At 73.1% G+C, this 17,923-nt stretch carries 13 protein-coding genes and 1 pseudogene; 12 read left to right on the top strand and 2 right to left on the bottom strand.

Annotated features, from left to right (window positions below; all coding sequences use genetic code 11):
• From TR50_RS40520 to TR50_RS40495, 6 genes and pseudogenes are all read left to right on the top strand, one after another.
• Positions 1 to 1,153 (top strand): PP2C family protein-serine/threonine phosphatase (locus TR50_RS40520; protein WP_152648911.1); only part of this gene is annotated, 1,153 nt, incomplete at its 5' end.
• A gap of 3 nt (positions 1,154 to 1,156) precedes the next feature.
• Positions 1,157 to 2,500 (top strand): vWA domain-containing protein, encoded by a 1,344-nt coding sequence (locus TR50_RS40515; RefSeq protein ID WP_042434981.1) that lies wholly within the window; start codon positions 1,157 to 1,159, stop codon positions 2,498 to 2,500.
• Positions 2,501 to 2,555: 55 nt separating this feature from the next.
• The gene (locus tag TR50_RS40510) at positions 2,556 to 3,638 is read left to right on the top strand and encodes an FHA domain-containing protein (protein ID WP_042434978.1); all 1,083 of its coding nucleotides are present in this window, start codon (positions 2,556 to 2,558) and stop codon (positions 3,636 to 3,638) included.
• 42 nt (positions 3,639 to 3,680) lie between these two features.
• A pseudogene (locus TR50_RS47545) lies at positions 3,681 to 4,187 on the top strand (ABC transporter ATP-binding protein); the annotation flags it as partial.
• An 86-nt stretch (positions 4,188 to 4,273) separates the two neighbouring features.
• Positions 4,274 to 4,795 carry an ABC transporter permease gene (locus tag TR50_RS40500; protein ID WP_052441861.1) on the top strand — a complete coding sequence of 174 codons (522 nt, stop codon included), beginning with the start codon at positions 4,274 to 4,276 and terminating at the stop codon, positions 4,793 to 4,795.
• A 26-nt stretch (positions 4,796 to 4,821) separates the two neighbouring features.
• On the top strand, positions 4,822 to 5,223 hold the full coding sequence (locus TR50_RS40495; RefSeq protein WP_042434976.1) for a globin: 402 nt from the start codon (positions 4,822 to 4,824) through the stop codon (positions 5,221 to 5,223).
• A 111-nt stretch (positions 5,224 to 5,334) separates the two neighbouring features.
• Here TR50_RS40495 and TR50_RS40490 read toward each other — a convergent pair whose 3' ends face one another.
• The gene (locus TR50_RS40490; RefSeq protein WP_042434975.1) at positions 5,335 to 6,492 is read right to left on the bottom strand and encodes a dihydrofolate reductase family protein; all 1,158 of its coding nucleotides are present in this window, start codon (positions 6,490 to 6,492) and stop codon (positions 5,335 to 5,337) included.
• A 296-nt stretch (positions 6,493 to 6,788) separates the two neighbouring features.
• On the opposite strand from TR50_RS40490, the gene TR50_RS40485 reads away from it, so the two are divergent.
• From TR50_RS40485 to TR50_RS40475, 3 genes are read left to right on the top strand one after another with little or no spacing between them, the layout of a single operon-like run.
• Entirely contained in the window at positions 6,789 to 10,205 is a 3,417-nt protein-coding gene (locus TR50_RS40485) for an efflux RND transporter permease subunit (protein ID WP_052441860.1), read from the top strand.
• Positions 10,205 to 10,666, top strand: coding sequence for a hypothetical protein (locus tag TR50_RS40480; protein WP_042434973.1), 462 nt, complete (start codon positions 10,205 to 10,207; stop codon positions 10,664 to 10,666). Before TR50_RS40485 ends, TR50_RS40480 begins: the two co-directional genes overlap by 1 nt.
• On the top strand, positions 10,666 to 13,911 hold the full coding sequence (locus tag TR50_RS40475; RefSeq protein WP_201776940.1) for an efflux RND transporter permease subunit: 3,246 nt from the start codon (positions 10,666 to 10,668) through the stop codon (positions 13,909 to 13,911). The genes TR50_RS40480 and TR50_RS40475 overlap by 1 nt, the downstream gene beginning before the upstream one ends.
• A gap of 74 nt (positions 13,912 to 13,985) precedes the next feature.
• On the opposite strand, the gene TR50_RS40470 is transcribed toward TR50_RS40475, so the two are convergent.
• Positions 13,986 to 14,597, bottom strand: coding sequence for a TetR/AcrR family transcriptional regulator (locus tag TR50_RS40470; protein ID WP_042434987.1), 612 nt, complete (start codon positions 14,595 to 14,597; stop codon positions 13,986 to 13,988).
• Positions 14,598 to 14,809: 212 nt separating this feature from the next.
• Between TR50_RS40470 and TR50_RS40465 the strand changes: the two genes are divergently transcribed.
• The 3 genes from TR50_RS40465 to TR50_RS40460 are packed head-to-tail and all read left to right on the top strand — an operon-like array spanning position 14,810 to position 17,753.
• On the top strand, positions 14,810 to 16,825 hold the full coding sequence (locus TR50_RS40465; RefSeq protein WP_152648910.1) for a tetratricopeptide repeat protein: 2,016 nt from the start codon (positions 14,810 to 14,812) through the stop codon (positions 16,823 to 16,825).
• A 44-nt stretch (positions 16,826 to 16,869) separates the two neighbouring features.
• Entirely contained in the window at positions 16,870 to 17,031 is a 162-nt protein-coding gene (locus tag TR50_RS47410; protein ID WP_160311273.1) for a hypothetical protein, read from the top strand.
• Positions 17,028 to 17,753 (top strand): hypothetical protein, encoded by a 726-nt coding sequence (locus tag TR50_RS40460; protein WP_042434971.1) that lies wholly within the window; start codon positions 17,028 to 17,030, stop codon positions 17,751 to 17,753. The genes TR50_RS47410 and TR50_RS40460 overlap by 4 nt, the downstream gene beginning before the upstream one ends.
• The last annotated feature ends 170 nt before the right edge of the window (positions 17,754 to 17,923 follow it).

Here is a 17,923-nt window from a genome sequence, read left to right as displayed (position 1 = left end):
GGGAGCGCCCGCGCACGCGGGCGGGTTCGGCGGGGCCGAAGGCGCAGGCGCCGCGCACGTGCCCTCCGGTGCCACCGGCGACTTCGTGCTGGCCGCGCCCGTGCTCGCCACCGAGGTGGAGGAGCCCGGCGGCGGCACCGCCGGGGCGCCGGACCCGTGGAGCAGCGTGCCCGTGGGCGACAGCCGCGTCTGCGTCGGCTGCGGCGCGCAGCGGATCGACACCGACGGGTACTGCGAGGCCTGCGGCCTCGCGCAGCCGAGGCCGAGGGACCATCAGGAGCGGTCGCTGAACGGCGTCTGCGGCGTGAGCGACCGCGGGCACCGGCACCACCGGAACGAGGACGCCTTCGCCGTCGCCGCCACCTCCCGTCCGGACGGCAGCTCCGCCGTCGTCGCCGTCGTGTGCGACGGCGTCTCCTCGGCGACCCGCCCGGACGACGCCTCGCAGGCCGCCGCCGACAGCGCCAGCGAGGCGCTGCTGGAGGCGCTGGAGTCCGGCGTGGAGCCGGAGACCGCGATGACGGAAGCAATCATGACCGCGGCCAACCGCGTGGACGAGCTGGCCGACGAGTACGAGCGCGAGCCCAGCCGCAACGCGCCCGCCTGCACCATCGTCAGCGCGGTGGTGACGGAGGGTCGGGTCACCGTCGGCTGGGTCGGCGACAGCCGGGCCTACTGGTTCCCGGACGACCGCTCCGGCTCGCGCCGCCTGACCGTCGACGACTCCTGGGCGACCCGGATGGTCGAGGCGGGGCTGATGTCGGAGGCGGAGGCCTTCGCCGACCCGCGCGCGCACGCCATCACCGGCTGGCTCGGCGCGGACGCGATCGAGGTCGAGCCGCACACCCTCACCTTCACCCCTGACGCCCCCGGCACCGTGCTGATCTGTACCGACGGCCTGTGGAACTACGCCGAGGCCGCCGCCGACCTCGCGGCCGTCGTCCCGGCGGACGCCCGCACCAAGCCGCTGCACGCCGCGCAGACCCTCGCGCGTTACGCCTGCGACCGCGGCGGGCACGACAACGTCACCGTCGCCCTGCTGCCCGTCGACCGCGTCGAACCGCACGAGCCCACCATGCCCAACCATCCGCCCACTCTCGTCGGCGACAGCCTCGATTCACCCACCATTCAGCTACGCGAGGGGGAGAGCTGAACCATGGCCAAGCTCACCAAGTCCAACTTCCCGCAGTTCTCCGTCGACATCTTCCAGAACGCGTACCTCGCGCAGGGGGCGAACGAGGTCAACGCGATCGTCACCGTCACCGCGACCGGCGGCGGCACCAGCGCGGCCCTCCCGGCCGCCGGTTACGGCGCGGCACTGGACGGCCCGGACGCGGCCGTGGTCATCGCCGTGGACTGCTCGGGCTCGATGGACTACCCGCCCACCAAGATCCGCAACGCGCGCGAGGCCACGGCCGCCGCGATCGACTCCGTCCGCGACGGCGTCGCCTTCGCCGTGGTCGCGGGCACGCACGAGGCCAAGGAGGTCTACCCGGGCGCGGGGCAGCTGGCGATCTCCTCGCCGGGCACCCGGGAGGAGGCCAAGCAGTCGCTGCGCCGGCTCACCCCGGGCGGCGGCACCGCGATCGGGACCTGGCTGACCAAGGCCGACCAGATCTTCTCCACCCGGCCCGACATCTCCATCCGGCACGCGATCCTGCTGACCGACGGCCGCAACGAGCACGAGCGTCCGGACCAGCTCCAGCACACCCTGGACCGGGTCCAGGGCCGCTTCACCGCGGACTGCCGCGGCGTCGGGACCGACTGGGAGGTCGCCGAGCTGCGCCGGATCTCCTCGGCCCTGCTGGGCAGCGTCGACATCGTCGCCGACCCCTCCGGCCTCGCCGAGGACTTCCGGGCGATGATGGAGAAGGCCATGGGCAAGGCCGTGGCCGACGTCGCCCTGCGCGTGTGGACGCCGGCCAACGCGACGGTGAAGTTCGTCAAGCAGGTCGCCCCCGTCGTCGAGGACCTGAGCGGCCGTCGCGTCGACGCGGGCCCGCGCGCCGGCGACTACCCGACCGGCTCCTGGGGCGACGAGAGCCGCGACTACCACGTCTGCATCGAGGTGCCGCCGGCGGGCGTCGGCGACGAGATGCTGGCCGGCCGGATCAGCCTGGTCGTGCCGCAGCCGGACGGGACCTCCGAGGTGCTCTCGCAGGGTCTGGTCAAGGCGGTCTGGACGGACGACCTCAACGCCTCCACCAAGATCAACCCGCAGGTCGCGCACTACACCGGCCAGGCGGAGCTCGCGGGCGCCATCCAGGAGGGCCTCGACGCCCACCGCCGCGGCGACCTCGACACGGCGACTGCCAAGCTGGGCAAGGCCGTTCAGCTCGCGGCCGAGTCGGGCAACGAGGACACCTTCAAACTGCTGTCGAAGGTGGTCGACGTGGTCGACGCGAAGGAAGGTACCGTTCGCTTCCGTAAGAACGTGAGCGAGGAGGACTCGATGACGCTCGAAACCCGCTCCACCAAGACCGTCAGGGTGAAGAAGTAGCGGGGGTCCCCCCGCACCCGACCGACGCCTAGCTTGCCCGAGGGGGGCTTGCACGATGCCGATCTGCCCGAACGGCCACACCTCGCAGACCACGGACTACTGCGACTACTGCGGGACGCCCATGACCGGGCAGCCGGCCGCCCCGCAGCAGCAGCCGGGCGCGGGCCAGCCGTGGCAGCAGCCCGCGCCGTCCGCGCCCGCACCCGCGACGCCGACGACCGGTCTGCCGGTCTGTCCGATCTGCACCACTCCGCGCACGGGCCGCTACTGCGAGGAGTGCGGCTACGACTGGGACCTGGCACCGCAGGGGGGTGCGCCGATGCCCGGTCCGGCTCCGGTCCCCGGCCAGCAGCCCGTGCCGCAGTCCTTCAGCCAGCCGTTCCAGCAGCCCTTCCAGCAGCCGTTCCAGCAGCCGCCCGCGCAGCAGCAGCCGTTCCAGCAGGCGCCCGCGCAGCAGCAGCCGTTCCAGCAGCAGCCCGTGTCCGCGGGCACGCCGCAGGCGCCGGCCCACCCCGGCCTGGGGGAGCCGGTCTCCGGGCCGGTCACCAACGGCGGCGGGTACGGCGCGTACATCACCGGGGACACCAACGGCGGCAACACCGAGTACGTCCTGGCTCCGCCGACCCCGGCCGGCGCCGAGGGCCCGGGCGCGCCCGGCGGCGCGGACCCCTTCGGACCGCCGTCGAGCTCCATGGGCCAGGCGCCGCAGCAGGGCGCGCCCGGGTACCGGGGCACCTGGATCGCCGTGGTCAGCGCCGACCGCGACTACTTCCAGGACATGATGGCCCGCAGCGGTCCCGAGGCCGGCGGGCTCTACTTCCCGCCCTACTCCCCCGAGCGCCGGGTCCCGATGACCGGTCAGGGCCAGCTCCGCATCGGCCGCCGCAGCCACCAGCGCGGCACCGTCCCGGAGATCGACCTGTCGATCGCCCCGGAGGACCCGGGGGCCTCGCACAACCACGCGCTGCTCCAGGAGCAGCCGAACGGCGGCTGGGTCGTCATCGACCAGGACTCCACCAACGGCACCTCGCTGAACGGCAGCCCAGACCCGCTGCCGGCGTTCACCCCGGTCGAGCTCAAGAACGGCGACCGGATCCACGTCGGCGCGTGGACGACGATCACGGTCCACTGCGCCTGAACCGGGACTGAGTGAGTACCCAGACACCGAACGGGGGGCACGGTGACAGGGGACGACGACGCGGCGATCACCGCCGACGGCCTGCGCAAGCGCTACGGCGCGGTGCAGGCCGTCGACGGAGTCTCGCTCTCCGTCCGACGCGGCGAGTTCTTCGGTCTGCTCGGCCCGAACGGGGCGGGCAAGACCACCACCCTGGAGATACTCGAGGGGCCGCGCGAGCCCGACGAGGGCACCGCCACGCTCCTCGGCGAACGCCCCTGGCCGCGCAACCCCCGGCTGCTGCCGCGCATCGGGGTGCAGCTCCAGGCGTCGGCCTTCTTCGAGCGGCTGACCGCCCGTGAGCAGCTGGCGACCTTCGCCTCCCTCTACGGCGTCGGCCCGCGCCGGGCCGAGGAGATGCTGGCCCGCGTGGGGCTCGCCGAGTTCGCGGGCACGCAGGCGGAGAAGCTCTCCGGCGGCCAGGCGCAGCGCCTGTCCATCGCCTGCGCGCTGGTCCACGAGCCGGAGCTGGGGGCCTGGACGCTGACGACCGCCCAGGTCGAGGACCAGTAGGTCAAGCCGATCCAGTACCTCACCCCGGCCTGCTGGGCTGGGCCGTCGCCACCTCCGGCACCTTCTCCGCCGCGCTGACGCTGGTGGCCTGGCGGCGCAAGCGCATGCTGCGGCGGCTGCGACTGGCGCCCGTCGGCCTCGCCGGGGTGATCGCCGCGCCCACGGCGGTGACGCTGCTGGTCGCCCTGGTGCAGACCGCCGTCTTCCTCGGCGTGGCGACGCTGCCGTACTACGGCCTCCAGCTGACCGGGGACTGGTGGCTCGCCGTCCCGCTGGTGCTCAGCGGGTCGCTCTGCTTCATGTCCATCGGCCTGCTCGCGGGCTCCTTCGCCAAGACCGAGAACGCCGCGCAGAGCGCGGCGCAGCTGATCGTCCTGCCGATGGCCTTCCTGTCGGGCTCCTTCTTCCCGCTGGACTACGCCCCCGGCTGGGTGCAGGGCATCGCCCAGGTCATGCCGCTGCACCACCTCGCCGCGGCCATGCAGGACGTCCTCAGCCGGGGCAAGGGCGTGGACGCGGCGCTGCCGACGATCGGTGGCCTGCTGGCCCTCGCGGCCGTGCTGTGCGCGGTCTCGCTGCGGCTTTTCCGGTGGGACGACGCGTGACTTCCACGGTCTGAGAGGATGGGCACGTGGACCAGATCAAGCGGGGCACCCTGCAGACCCAGACCTTCTACGAGCGCGTCGGCGGCGAGCCGACCTTCCGCCGCCTGGTCCACCGGTTCTACGAGGGCGTGGCCGCCGACCCGCTCCTGCGCCCGATGTACCCCGAGGAGGACCTCGGCCCGGCTGAGGAGCGCCTCACCCTCTTCCTCATGCAGTACTGGGGCGGCCCCCGCACCTACAGCGAGGGCCGCGGCCACCCGCGCCTGCGCATGCGCCACGCCCCCTTCAAGGTCGACCGCGCCGCGCACGACGCCTGGCTGCGGCACATGCGCGACGCGGTGGACGAGCTGGCGCTGGACGCGGAGTCCGAGGAGGAGCTCTGGGGCTACCTCGTCTACGCGGCGGAAAGCATGATCAACACGCCGTGAGGCGTCTCTAGGGGCGCGAGGAACCACCGACCTGCGGATGGCCCCGCTCGTTCGGCGCGCTACGTGGGTGGGTGGCTTGTCGCGCAGCTCCCCGCGCCCCTGAAGTCGCCGCTACACGAGGTGCGCGTTGACCGCGCGTGCCTCTTCCGCCAAAGCCCGCGTCTCCACCACCGTCGCGCCCGCGGCTTCCAGCAGTTCGACGCCCTGGCAGTCGGCGACGAACAGCGCGGGCTCGCGCCAGGCCAGGACGACGCGGCCGATGCCCGCCGCGCGGATCAGTTCCGCGCACGGGGAGGGGCGGGAGGCGCGGACCGAGCAGGGCTCCAGCGTGGAGTAGATCGTCGCCGTGCGGAGCCGCGGGTCCCGCGGATCGATCTTGCCCAGCGCGGACTCCTCCGCGTGGACCTTGTCGTCGCCGCCCTCGCGTGAGAACCCGCGCGCCATCTCCGTGCCGTCCGCGGCGACGACGACTGCGCCGACGGAGTACGCCGTCTCCGACGGCGGACACTGACGCGAGAGGTCGATCGCGACCCGCATCCAGTCGAGGTCCGCTGCCGTGACCAGTGACGCGTCCGCGCGCCGCGCGGCATACCGCAGCACCACGATGTCCCCGAGGGTCTGCGCGTCCAGCAGCGTCATGCGGTGCGTCGCGTCCTGCGGGAACACCCTCCCCACCGGTGGGGCGAACCGCGGAGCGGATGCTTCGCCGACGAAGAACGGCGCGACGGCCAGCTGGACCTCGTCGACCAGACCCGCCGTCAGGAAGAGGGACTGGACGGCTCCGCCGCCCTCGACCATGAGCCGGCGCACGCCCCGCGCGGCCAGCGCGTCCAGCACCCGCCCCGCGTCCAGCTCCGGGCCGGTGCCGACGATCTCGGCCAGCCCGCCCAGGGACTCCCGCAGGCCGGGGACGGCCGCGTCCGGTGCGAGGACGAGCTTGGCGCCGCCGCTGTGCCACAGGCGCAGCTCGGGAGCGAGGCCGCCGTGGCCGGCCAGGGCCACCTTGAGCGGATGCTCCGTCAGACCGCCCGCCACGCGCGCCTCGCGACGCGCTGCGTCGCGGACCTCCAGGCGGGGGTCGTCGGCGCGCAGCGTGCCTGCGCCGACGAGGACAGCGTCGCTCCCGGCCCGCAGCTCGTCGACCCGGTCGAAGTCCTCGGGAGAGGAGAGCAGCAGCCGCTCCTCCGTGGCGTCGTCGATGTGCCCGTCGACGGACATGGCCGCGCTGATCAGCACGAACGGACGGGCGGGCGGGGCTTCGAGGCTCATGAACGTCTCCAACCACCGTTGCCGTCCCGATATGCCCCGTCTCTTGGCAGGGCACGGAACGTAGTGTCACACTCACTTCACGTCATCTTCACGCAATCAGGGGACCACGCTCCGCATACATGCGAGAACTTTCCGCATTCGGCCGAACGTGGGTAGTTGTGTTAGACGACTTTCACACCGGGGGACAGAACACGGCATCCACCATCAGGCCGCCTCGGCCAGCTCTTTCCGAGGCGTTCTGACAGGACGTCAGATGGAGCCGCCGTGGGGGGAACCAAGAACGGGGGAAACGTCTCGTGCGTTGGCTGATCTCTTCGTGCCTGCGACTCGCCGCCGCCGTCGTCGTCGCCGCGCTCGTCCTGATGGGGCTCGGCATCGGATCCCTGCGCCACGCGGCGGTGGACACGCTGCCGGAGTTCCTGCCGCCCCAGGTGGAGGTCCAGACCGAGGCGGTCGGGCTCTCCACCAACGAGGTGGAGCAGCTGATCACCGTGCCGATGGAGGACGAGCTCAACGGCATCGCCTTCCTGGACCACATGCGCTCCCGTTCGATCCCAGGGCTCTCCGACATCGAACTGACCTTCCAGGCCGGCACCGACATCTACCAGGACCGCCAACTGGTCCAGGAACGCGTGACCCAGGGCCCGGCCGTGGTCAACGTGGGCACCCCGCCCGTCATGGTGCAGCCGCTCTCCGCCGAGACCCGCGGGCTGATGGTCGGCATCTCCTCCACGAAGGTCAGCCCCATCAGCCTGTCCACCCTCGCCCGCTGGCGGATCCGCCCACGGCTGCTGGCCGTGCCCGGCGTCGCCAACGTGACCATCTGGGGGCAGCGCGACCAGCAGCTCCAGGTCCTGGTCGACCCGGCGAAGATGCACGCCAAGGGCGTGACGCTCACTCAGGTGATCAACACCGCCGGTGACGCCATGTGGACCTCCCCGCTCTCCTTCGTCGAGGCGTCCTCCCCCGGCGCGGACGGCTTCATCGACACGCCCAACCAGCGCCTCTCCATCCAGCACCTGCTGCCGATCTCCACGCCGCAGGACCTGGCCAAGGTCCCCGTCGAGGTCGACACCGGCGTCAGCAAGCTGAAGCTCGGCGACGTGGCGACGGTCGTCGAGGACCACCCGCTGCTGCGCGGCGACGCGGTGCTGTCCTCGCAGTCCGCCGACGGCACCGGCTTCCTGCTGGTCGTCGAGAAGTTCCCCGGCGCCGACGCGCTCGCCGTGGACCGGGGCGTGCGGCAGGCCATGGCGGAGCTCGCGCCCGGCCTCGCCGGCGTCAAGGTCGACACCGACGTCTACCGGCCCGCGAACTACCTGGACTCCATGCTGCGCAACCTCGGCTGGGCCGCCCTGGCCGGGCTGGTGCTGCTGGTCGCGTGGTTCGCGGTGGCCTGGCGCTCGTGGCGGGTGGCGCTGGTCGGGCTGGTCGCGGTCACGCTGCCGATGATCACCGCGGCCTGGGTGGTCCAACTGCGCGGCGCGACCTTCAGCTGGTTCACTCTGGCCGGCCTCGCCGTCGCCCTGGCCGTCATCGTGGACGACGCCGTGTCCGCCATCGCCGCCGTGCAACGCGGCCTCGACCGGCCGCCACCTGGCGGGGACGGCGACGGCGGCGACGACCGGGAGGGCCGGGAGAGCCGGGAGGGGCGCGCGGCCGCGATCACCGACGCGCTGCTGGGCGTGCGCCGCCCGCTCGGCTGGGCGCTGGCCGTGCTGCTGCTCGCCGCCGTCCCGCTGCTGCTGGTCCCGGGCAGCGACGGCGCGCTGACCCGGCCGATGCTCTTCACCTACGTGCTCACCATGGTCGCCGCGACCGCCGTCGCCCTGACCGTCACCCCGGCGCTCGCGCTCCTGCTGCTGCGGCGTACCCCCGAGGGACGCGCCGTCCCGCCCGTGGCGCGTTGGATCGAGGCCGCCTACGACAGCCTCGCCGCCGTCTTCGCCCGTCGTCGCGCCGCGTCCCTCGTGGTGGCCGGTGTGCTGGCGCTGGGCGCGCTGGCGATCATCCCGCAGTTCGGCGGCGGCACCCTGCTGCCCACCCCGCAGGACCGGAACCTCGTGGTGCAGTGGAGCGCCGCCCCCGGCACCTCGCTGCCCGCCATGCGGCAGACCACCCAGGCGGCCGGCGCCGAGCTGCGCGCGGTCCCCGGCGTGACGGGGGTGGCCAGCGACATCGGCCAGGCCCTGCTCGGCGACCAGATCGTCAACGTGGACTCGGCCCAGACCTGGGTCACCGTCTCCGGCGGCGCGAACCTGGACCGGACGAAGACCGCGATCGCCCAGGTGCTCAGCCACTACCCCGGGCTGAGCCACCAGTTGCTGACGTACGCGCAGACCGCGCTCGCCAAGGCCCCGGCGTCGAACACCGATCCCGGCAACGGCGCACCGCTGACGGTCCGTCTCTACGGCACCGACTGGGCCACGCTGACCGCCGACGCGAACCGGCTGCGGTCCGTCGTCGACGGCATCGGCGGTGTCAGCGGCGCGACGGTCCACCAGCCGGCGCAGGAGCCCTCCGTCCTGATCGACACGAACGTGGACAAGGCGGCCCAGTACGGCCTCTCCCCCGGAGACGTGCGCCGGGCGACGGCGGTCCTGATCTCCGGCATCCCGGTCGGCAGCTACTACCAGCAGCAGCAGATCTTCGACGTCGCGGTGTGGAGCGTCCCGGCGGTCCGCCAGAACCTGGGCGACATCCAGAACCTGATGCTGGACACCCCCAGCGGCGGGCAGGTCGCCCTCAAGAACGTCGCCACCGTGAGCATCGCGCCGACGCCGACGGAGATCGACCACGAGCAGGCGTCCCGCTACCTCGACATCACCGCCCAGCTGCACGGCATCGACGCGGACACCGCCGTCACCCGGGTCCAGGCGGCCGTACGCGGCGTCGCCCTCCCCCTCGGCTACCACGCGGAGGTCTCCAGCGGGCTGGCGGAGCAGCAGAGCGCCTCGCTGGTGATCATCCTCGTCGCCATCGGCTGCGTGCTGGGCACGCTGCTGCTGTTCCAGGCGGCACTGCGGAGCTGGTCGCGGGCCGGACTGCTGCTCGCCTCGCTCCCGCTGTCCCTGGCCGGCGGCGCGCTGACCGCGTACGCGGCGGGCCGCACGCTGACGGCCGGGACGCTGATCGGCTTCCTCGGCGTGCTGGCGCTGGCGGTGCGCGGCGGCATCCGGGTGCTGCGCCGCACCCGCGATCTGGAGCTGAGCGGCCGGGCGGGCGCGGCGGGCCTCGCGGCCCGGGAGGCGTCGTTCCCGGTGGTCGCCTCGGCGGTCGGCCTGATCCTCATGGTCGTGCCGTTCACCCTGCGCGGCGACATCGCGGGCCTGGAGCTGGTGCGTCCCCTCTCCTTCGTCCTCATCGGCGGCGCGGTGACGGCCACGGTGGTCACCCTCTTCCTGCTCCCCGCGTTCGCGGGTCAGGGCCCGGTGGAGGAGGACGAGGCGGAGCTCTTCCCGAGCGACGACGGCGAGCCGGGCGGCCCCGAGCACGCCACCCCGGAGTCCGGCCCGAGCGCGACGGCGCTGGGAACGCCCCCAGGGGCGCGACGAACTGCGCGACAGTCCCGCGGCCTTGGGCTGGGGGGACCCCCACCCCAGCCGGATGACGCCCCGAACGCGCAGGGCCATCCGCACGCCGGGGGTTCTCGCGCCGTTCCCCGCTCCCCTGAAGTCGGCACGCCGCCCGCCGCTGAGGAAGGCGCAGCCTGATGTCGCGGGCGCGCGTACTCGTCGTCGTGGTGGCCGCGGTCGTGGGGCTGCCCGTGGTCGCGGCCTGCGGGCCCAAGGACCAGACCCCCGCCTCCTACACGCCCGCGACGCTCGCGCCGCTGCCGAGTTCCGTCGCCGCACTGCCCGGATACGGGCACGTGCAGAAGGTCGTGCTCACTCCGCTCGCGGAACAGCGCCTGCGGGTGCGGACCGTGACCGTCGCCCCGGGGGCGGGCGGTGAGACGGAGGTGCCCATCACCGCCGTGATCTACGACCCGGACGGCGTCCCCTGGGTGTACGTGCCGGACGGCGGCCACGCCTACACGCGCCACGCCATCACCATCGCCCGCTACGACGGCGACACGGTCGTCCTCAGCGCGGGACCCGTCGCCGGAACGCCGGTGGTCGTCACCGGCGCGGCCGAGCTGCTGGGCACCGAGTACGGAGTGGGGGAGGAATGATGCGCGCGCCGACGACGGGGACGGTGAAGGGGCACGGCGGCGTGATGCGCGCCATCGTCGCCTGGAGCCTGAGTTTCCGCTTCCTGGTGGTGGCCGCCGCCGTCGCGTTGATGACGGTCGGCATCGCGACCATGCCCAGCACCCCGCTCGACGTCTTCCCCGAGTTCGCTCCCCCGCAGGTGGAGATCCAGACCGAGAGCCTCGGGCTGTCCACCTCCGACGTGGAGCAACTCGTCACCGTGCCGCTGGAACTGGCGATGAACGGCATGCCGGGGCTGAGCCAGATGCGGTCCACCTCGGTGCCGCAGCTCTCCTCCATCGTCATGGTGTTCTCGCAGAACACGAACCTGCTCCGGGCCCGCCAGCTGGTGGCCGAGCGGCTGGCCACGGTCCGGCCGACGCTGCCGCGCTGGGCGAGTCCGCCCGTCATCCTCGCGCCGGTCTCCGCGACCGCGCGCGTCGTGCAGATCGGCATGACCGCCAGCGGCAACGGCCCGGACGGCAAGCCGCTGACGCCCATGGAGCTGTCGCAGCTCGCCTACTGGAACGTCAAGCCCCGGCTGCTGCACGTCGACGGCGTGGCGGACGTGTCGATCTGGGACCAGCGACCGGAGACCTTCCAGGTCCAGGTGGACCCGAAGAAGATGGCGGCGCAGCAGGTCACCCTGGACAACGTGGAGCGGTCCACCGCCGACGCGCTGGACTCCGGCGCGCTGCAGTTCTCCACCGGCGCCGTCGTCGGCGCGGGCGGGTACCTCGACGGACAGGGCGCGCCGGGGCTCGGCAACCAGCGGCTCCAGGTCGCCCACCAGCTGTCCGTGCAGAGCCCGGCCGACCTGGCCAAGATCCCGCTGGAGGACCAGGCCGCCCAGGGGAAGAAGGTGACGCTGGGCCAGATCGGCGACGTCGTCGAGAACTACCAGCCGCTCATCGGCGACGCGGTCATCAACGGCAAGCCGGGCATCCTGCTGGTCGTCGAGAAGCTGCCGTGGGGCAACACCCTCAAGATCACCTCGGCGGTCGACGACGCGCTCAGGTCGCTCCAGCCCGGGCTGAAGGGCGTCGCCTTCGACTCGCACATCTTCCGGCCGGCCGACTTCATCGACGACTCCATCCACAACCTGCTGGACTCGCTGCTGCTCGGCTTCCTGCTGGTCGTGGTGATCCTGGTGCTGTTCCTCTTCGAGTGGCGGGTGGCGCTGATCAGCCTGGTCAGCATCCCGCTCTCGCTGACCGCGACCGTGCTGGTGCTCAGAGCGCTCGGCACCACCGTCAACACGATGGTGCTGGCCGGCCTGATCATCGCGCTCGGCGCCGTCGTCGACGACGCGATCATCGACGTCGAGAACATCCTGAGACGCCTGCGCATCGCCCGCCGCACCGGCAAGGACGACGGCAAGGCCACCAAGTCCACCGCCCGGATCATCCTGGGCGCCTCGCTGGAGGTCCGCAGCCCGATCGTCTACGCGACACTGATCATCGTCGCGGCGGCCGTGCCGATCTTCCTGCTGCACGGCCTGACGGCGTCCTTCTTCCGGCCGCTGGCCTTCGCCTACACGCTGGCGATCATCGCCTCGATGGCGGTGGCGCTCACCGTCACCCCCGCGCTGACGCTGATCCTGCTGCGCCGCGCGCCGCTCAAGCGGTTCCAGTCGCCGCTGGTCCGGGTGCTGCGCCGCTGGTACGAGCGGTTCCTGAACCGCATCGTGGCCAGGCCCACCGCCGCCTACGGCGTCTTCGCCGCCGTGGTGCTGTGCGGCGCCCTGGTCGCGCCGCAGCTCGGCCAGTCGCTCTTCCCGGCCTTCCAGCAGCGCGACCTGCTGATCCACTGGGACGCCATCCCCGGCACCTCCGACACCGAGGTGCTGCGCACCACCAACCAGCTCTACGCGGAGCTCAAGGCCATCCCCGGCGTCGAGGACTTCGGCGCGCACATCGGCCGCGCCCCGCAGGGCGAGGAGATCGTCGGCATCAACGCGACCGAGGTGTGGATCCACATCGCGTCGAACGTCGACTACGACAAGACCCTGGCGGCGGTCCGCCAGGTCGTCGACAGCCACCCCGGTCTCTACCGGGACGTGGAGACCTACCTCAACGAACGCATCGAGGAGGTGCTCACCGGCTCCCAGCAGGCGGTCACCGTCCGCGTCTACGGCCAGGACCTGAACCAGATGCGCAGCACGGCGCAGTCCGTGCTCAACCAGGTCGCCGCCGTCCCCGGCGTCGTCGACCCGCACATGGCCCTGTCCGTGGACACCCCCCAGATCAACGTCGAGGTCGACCTGGCCAAGGCCGCGAAGTACGGCCTCAAGCCCGGCGACGTACGGCGGCAGGCGGCGACGCTGGTGGCCGGCCAGGAGATGGGCAACGTCTTCGAGGACAACCAGGTCTACGGCGTCTTCGTGTGGAGCCTCCCGTCCGTCCGGCAGAACGCGGGCTCGATCGCCTCCCTGCCGCTGGACACCCCCGGCGGCGGCCACATCACACTGGGCGACGTCGCGAACGTCACCTTCGGCCCCGACCCCTACCTGATCACCCGTGAGGACAACTCCCGCTACATCGACGTCGGCGCGAACGTGCAGGGCCGCGACCTCTCCGCCGTCGTCGACCAGATCCGCGCGAAGCTCGCCGCCAACGTGACCGTCCCGCAGGGCTCGCACTACGCGCTGCTCGGCGAGTACCAGGAGCGCGAGCAGGCGCAGCAGAGCCTGCTGACGACGGCGGCACTGGCGGCCGTGGCCATCATGCTGCTGCTGCAACTCGCCTTCGGCTCCTGGCGGCTGGCGACGCTGCTCTTCGTCACCCTGCCGATGGCGCTGATCGGCGGCCTGATCGCGATCTGGTTCGGCGGGGCGGAGATCACCATCGGGGCCCTGGTCGGCTTCTTCACCGTCTTCGGGATCGCGGCGAGAAACGGCATCCTGATGATCAACCACTGCCAGCATCTGGAGACCGAGGAGGGCATGGCCTTCGGCCCCGACCTCGTCGTCCGCGGCGCGAGCGAGCGGCTGGCGCCCATTCTGATGACCTCGCTCGCGACCGCCCTGGCCCTGGTGCCGCTGGTCATCGCGGGCAACCAGCCGGGACGCGAGATCGAGTACCCGCTGGCCGTGGTCATCCTCGGCGGCCTGGTGAGCTCGACCCTGCTCACGCTGTTCGTGGTGCCGTCGCTGTACCTGCGGTTCAGCCGCCGCAGGCAGCAGGGCCCCGCCGGGATGCCGCCCGCGGAACTGCCGGCCGGCTGACGCGTTGACCGACCCGGGCGTGGACCGACCTGGAAGTGGACCGACCCGGGAGTGGACCGACCCGGGCACGGGGTTCAGCCCGGGACGGCGATCCCGTCCAGGACCATGGACAGGTACTGGCGGGCGATCTGCTCCGGGCTGTGCCCGCCACCCGGCCGGTACCAGGACGCGGCGACCCACACCGTGTCGCGCAGGAACCGGTAGGCGAGGCGCAGGTCCAGATCCGCACGGAAGGCGTGCGCGGAGACCCCGCGCTCCAGGGTCTCCAACCACACCTGCTCGAACCGCCGCTGCGACTCGGCGAGGAACGCGAACCGCGGCTGCACCGCGAGCTGACGGGCCTCCTTCTGGTAGATCGCCACGGCGTCCCGGTGGCGGTCGATCTCCCGGAACGACTCCGTCACCAGCGCGGCGAGGGTGTCCTTCGGGTCGAGCTGCGCGGCGAGGACCTCGTCGTAGCCGGCCCACAGCTCGTCCAGGAAGCCGGAGAGGATCTCCTCGAGCATCGACTCCTTGGAGTCGAAGTGGTAGTAGAGGCTTCCGGCCAGCAGCCCCGCCTCGTCAGCGATCTTCCGCACGGTCGTGGCGTTGTAGCCCTGCTCCGCGAAGACCCGCGCGGCGGTCTCCAGAATCTCCCGCCTCCGCGCGGGAGACGGCGACTGGCTGCTTCTCTGTGTACTCGGCACCCGCACATTGTCCCCGGCGGCGCAGCCCGCACGCTCCAGGGCGTACCGCTCGCCGTCCGACCACGACATCCCGGCCGCCGACCCGCAGCGGCGGAGCGGGAGGGCGCCTCCGCCTCGGCCACCGCACCGCCACCGCCACCGTCCGGAAGGTCCCGTCATCCCGTGTCCGAACTGTCCATCCGACTGTCCGTGTACGGGGCTAGGGTTCGGCCATGGCTGATTCCGGAGACCTCGACGGCTTGCACTCCTGTTCGGTCGGCGGCGCGGAGCGACTCGACGCCGAAGGCGAGATCGCGGTGGCGCGCCTCGCCATGGACGGCGGCGATCTCGCGCACGCCGCCACGCACGTCGGCAACGCGATCGCCACCGCGCCCCAACTGCCGGAGGCGCACGAGGCGCTGGGCGAGCTCGCGGCACGCGCCGGGGGCGCCGAGGCCGCGCTCGCGCTGTTCCCGATGGATCGGCCCTACATCGGCGCCGTCGCGGCCCGCGCCAACCTGCTCGCGGCCTGCGGACAGTGGGACCAGGCGGTCCGCCTGCTCGCGGAGGTCGTCGCCACCGAGCCGGGGCGGCCCTGGTCCGAGGTGGCCTGGCTGAGCCGCCCGGACCTGCCGTCCCTGGTGAACCCCGAGGTCGTGGCCCAGTCGATCGGCCGGATCGTCGGCTCCGGTCTGCCCGACCCCTTTCCCGAGGTGCTGCGCGCCTCCCTGCGGCCCTTCTACGACACCGTTCGCGCCGTGACCGCCGCTCATCCGCGGCACGCGATGCTGCTCTCCCTCGCCTCCGGCCTGGCCCGGCGCTACGGCGACCACGACGAGTCCATCGCCTGGGCCCGTGCCGCCGTCGCCGCCGAGCCCACGCACATGAGCGCCGTCATGCTGGGCTACGCGCTGCGCGCGGCGGACAGACCCGACGAGGCGATCGCCGTCTGGACCACCGAGCTCGCCCGCGACCCGACCGACCTCAGCCTGCACGTGGACGTGGCCGAGCTGTACGCCGCGACCGGTCGGCCCGAGCTCGGCCTGCCCTGGGCGGAGAAGGCCGTCGCCGCGAACGCCCACGACCCGCTGGTCGTCCCCGCCCTTCACGGCATCCGCTTCGCCGTGGACCAGGACCCGGCCCACCTCCTCGCCCTCGTCGACCATCTGCGGGAGCACCCGGACCACGACTACGCCGGGACGGTCCTGGCCCAGCACAGCGCCGGGCGGCCCTGGCTGGCGGGCGTCAGCCCCGCGCGCGAGGCGACGGCGAACGCCCTGCGCCGGTTCCTGCGCAGCGCCGAGGCCGAGTCCCACCACCGGCTCTCGATCGTGGGGTCCGCCGTCGAGGCGCCCAGCTGTGTGCTGACGCTGCGTCAGTGCTTCCCCGACGCCGAGCTCGAGTTCCGGTCCATACCCGAGCCGGACCCCCGGCTCCCCCTGCGCGCGGTCGGCACACAGGTCTGGAACTACCTCGGCACCGTCGCCGAGCCGGCCGTTCCCGCTCCGTCGGCGGAGGCGAGCGAGGGCCTGCGGGCCGTCGCCGAGCACGCCTGGCCGACGCTGCCCGCCGCCTACGACCGCGCGGTCCGGCTGGCCGCGATCCCGATCGCGGACCTGCTCGGCGTGCTGGTGCACCCGCCGCTCCCACGCGAGGACGAGCGCGGCCGGGCCCTCGCCGCGAACGCGCCCGACCTGTGGGTGCGCGCGGTGCAGAGCTTCGCCTGCCTGGGCATCGCCCACCACGGCACGGACACCCCGTGGCCCGAGTCGGAGCGCCGCCAGGTCCTGTCCGATCTGCTGGTCGGCCCGGAGGACTGGGTCACCGAGGCGGCCGGGCTCGCCCTGCTCGCCGTCGCCTGGAGCGAGCCCGCCACCCGGGAGGACATCGGGCGGCTGCTCACCTCTCGGCTCGCCTCCGCCGTGCAGGCGTTCCGCACCCGACCGGTCGAGGCGCTGCCGACACTCTGCGCCCTCGTCCTCGCCTGCCCCTGGCTCGACGAGCAGGACCGGAAGCTGGCCGGACTGGCGGCGGACGCCGTCCGTCGCAGCGACGAGGCTCCCGAACCGCCGGAGGCGGAAGAGGCGGAGCCGGAAGAGTCGGAGGCAGAAGAGTCGGGGCGTGAACTCGTCGCCGCCGGGAAAGAGCGCACGAGAGGGACCGGAGAGAAGGAGCGCTCCACGGAGGACCGCTCCAGGGAGGAAACGGAGCCGAGGCGGCGGGGCCTCTTCCGCCGACGCCGCCGCTGAGTCACCATGGGATCGCGAACCGTCACCGACAGGAGAGGGTCGTCATGAAACTGGGGAAGCTCGTCGCCACCGGCGTCGCCGAGGACGTGGTGGACGCCACCGTCGAGGAGGCGCCTCCCACGCCCGAGACGGACACCGCGCTACCGCTCCGCGCGGAGACGGTGACCGCTGAGACGGTGACCGCAGGGTCGAGCACAGAGCGGTGAGCGGGTTCCGGCGCGCTCCCCGCGAGCGTCCGGACCGTCCGCCGGTCGGGTACAAGATCGCCCGGCCGATGCTCTCCGCCGACGGCACCGGCCTCGGCTTCCGAGGCGTGTCGCTCGGCGGGGACATCGTCTACGGGCCGCTCGACGACGCCCGCTGCGGCTACGAGCGGCGGCACCGCCCGCCCTCGCGCTGGTGCGCCTGCGGCTTCTACTGCCTGCACGACGCAGGGGCGGCGATCGAACTCGGCTGTGCGACGGAGTACCGGGACACCGTGCTGCTCGAGGTCGCGGTACTGGGCGCCTACCTGCGCCATGAACGCGGCATGCGCTTCGAGCGCCAGCGCGTGCGCCGCGTCCACTTCCCGCGGTGCGCCTGCGGTCGCGCGTCGGAGGGCGTCGTCGACACCGGCGAGGGCGTGCTCGGCTGGCGCGCCATCACCGGCAGTTGCGCGGCCTGCGCGGGCCACCGCGCGCTGCTCCGCTTCGACGCCTATGCCCGCCTCGCCGGGCCGGAGACCGTGACCACCTGCGACGAGCGCCTCGCACCGCCTGCCCCGGCGCTCCCGCGCGTCGGCTCGCTCTCCCTCGACCCCGGCGCCCCCGGCCAGGACGGCACGGACGCCCTGGTCCCCCAACTCGCGGCAGAGGCAGCCCTTCTGCAGGCCCGCCTGGACTGGTTCCAACTCCAGCTCGGCAAACTGACGGGCCAGGGCGAGAGCTGACCGGGGCCGCGCCCCGGCACCCGACACCCGGCCCCGCCGGCGTGGGCGCGTCGCTCGCGCACCCCGCGCGACGCGGAGGACCGGCCCCGGCCCGACCTCACGGCCGCGCCGCCCCGGGATGCAGCACGGCGGCGCAAGGTCGCGGGGGCGCGGGGCGCGGCGGTGCAGGG

It is taken from the genome of Streptacidiphilus anmyonensis (genome assembly GCF_000787855.1).
GTDB lineage: Bacteria > Actinomycetota > Actinomycetes > Streptomycetales > Streptomycetaceae > Streptacidiphilus > Streptacidiphilus anmyonensis.
This window is presented reverse-complemented; position numbering and strand designations above follow the sequence as displayed.

Bases quoted from the DNA above. Each gene is read 5' to 3' on its own strand.
- TR50_RS40515 (WP_042434981.1), top strand. From the start codon at position 1,157: ATGGCCAAGCTCACCAAGTCCAACTTCCCGCAGTTCTCCGTCGACATC.
- TR50_RS40510 (WP_042434978.1), top strand. From the start codon at position 2,556: ATGCCGATCTGCCCGAACGGCCACACCTCGCAGACCACGGACTACTGC.
- TR50_RS40490 (WP_042434975.1), bottom strand. From the start codon at position 6,492: ATGAGCCTCGAAGCCCCGCCCGCCCGTCCGTTCGTGCTGATCAGCGCG.
- TR50_RS40480 (WP_042434973.1), top strand. From the start codon at position 10,205: ATGTCGCGGGCGCGCGTACTCGTCGTCGTGGTGGCCGCGGTCGTGGGG.
- TR50_RS40475 (WP_201776940.1), top strand. From the start codon at position 10,666: ATGCGCGCGCCGACGACGGGGACGGTGAAGGGGCACGGCGGCGTGATG.
- TR50_RS40465 (WP_152648910.1), top strand. From the start codon at position 14,810: ATGGCTGATTCCGGAGACCTCGACGGCTTGCACTCCTGTTCGGTCGGC.
- TR50_RS47410 (WP_160311273.1), top strand. From the start codon at position 16,870: ATGAAACTGGGGAAGCTCGTCGCCACCGGCGTCGCCGAGGACGTGGTG.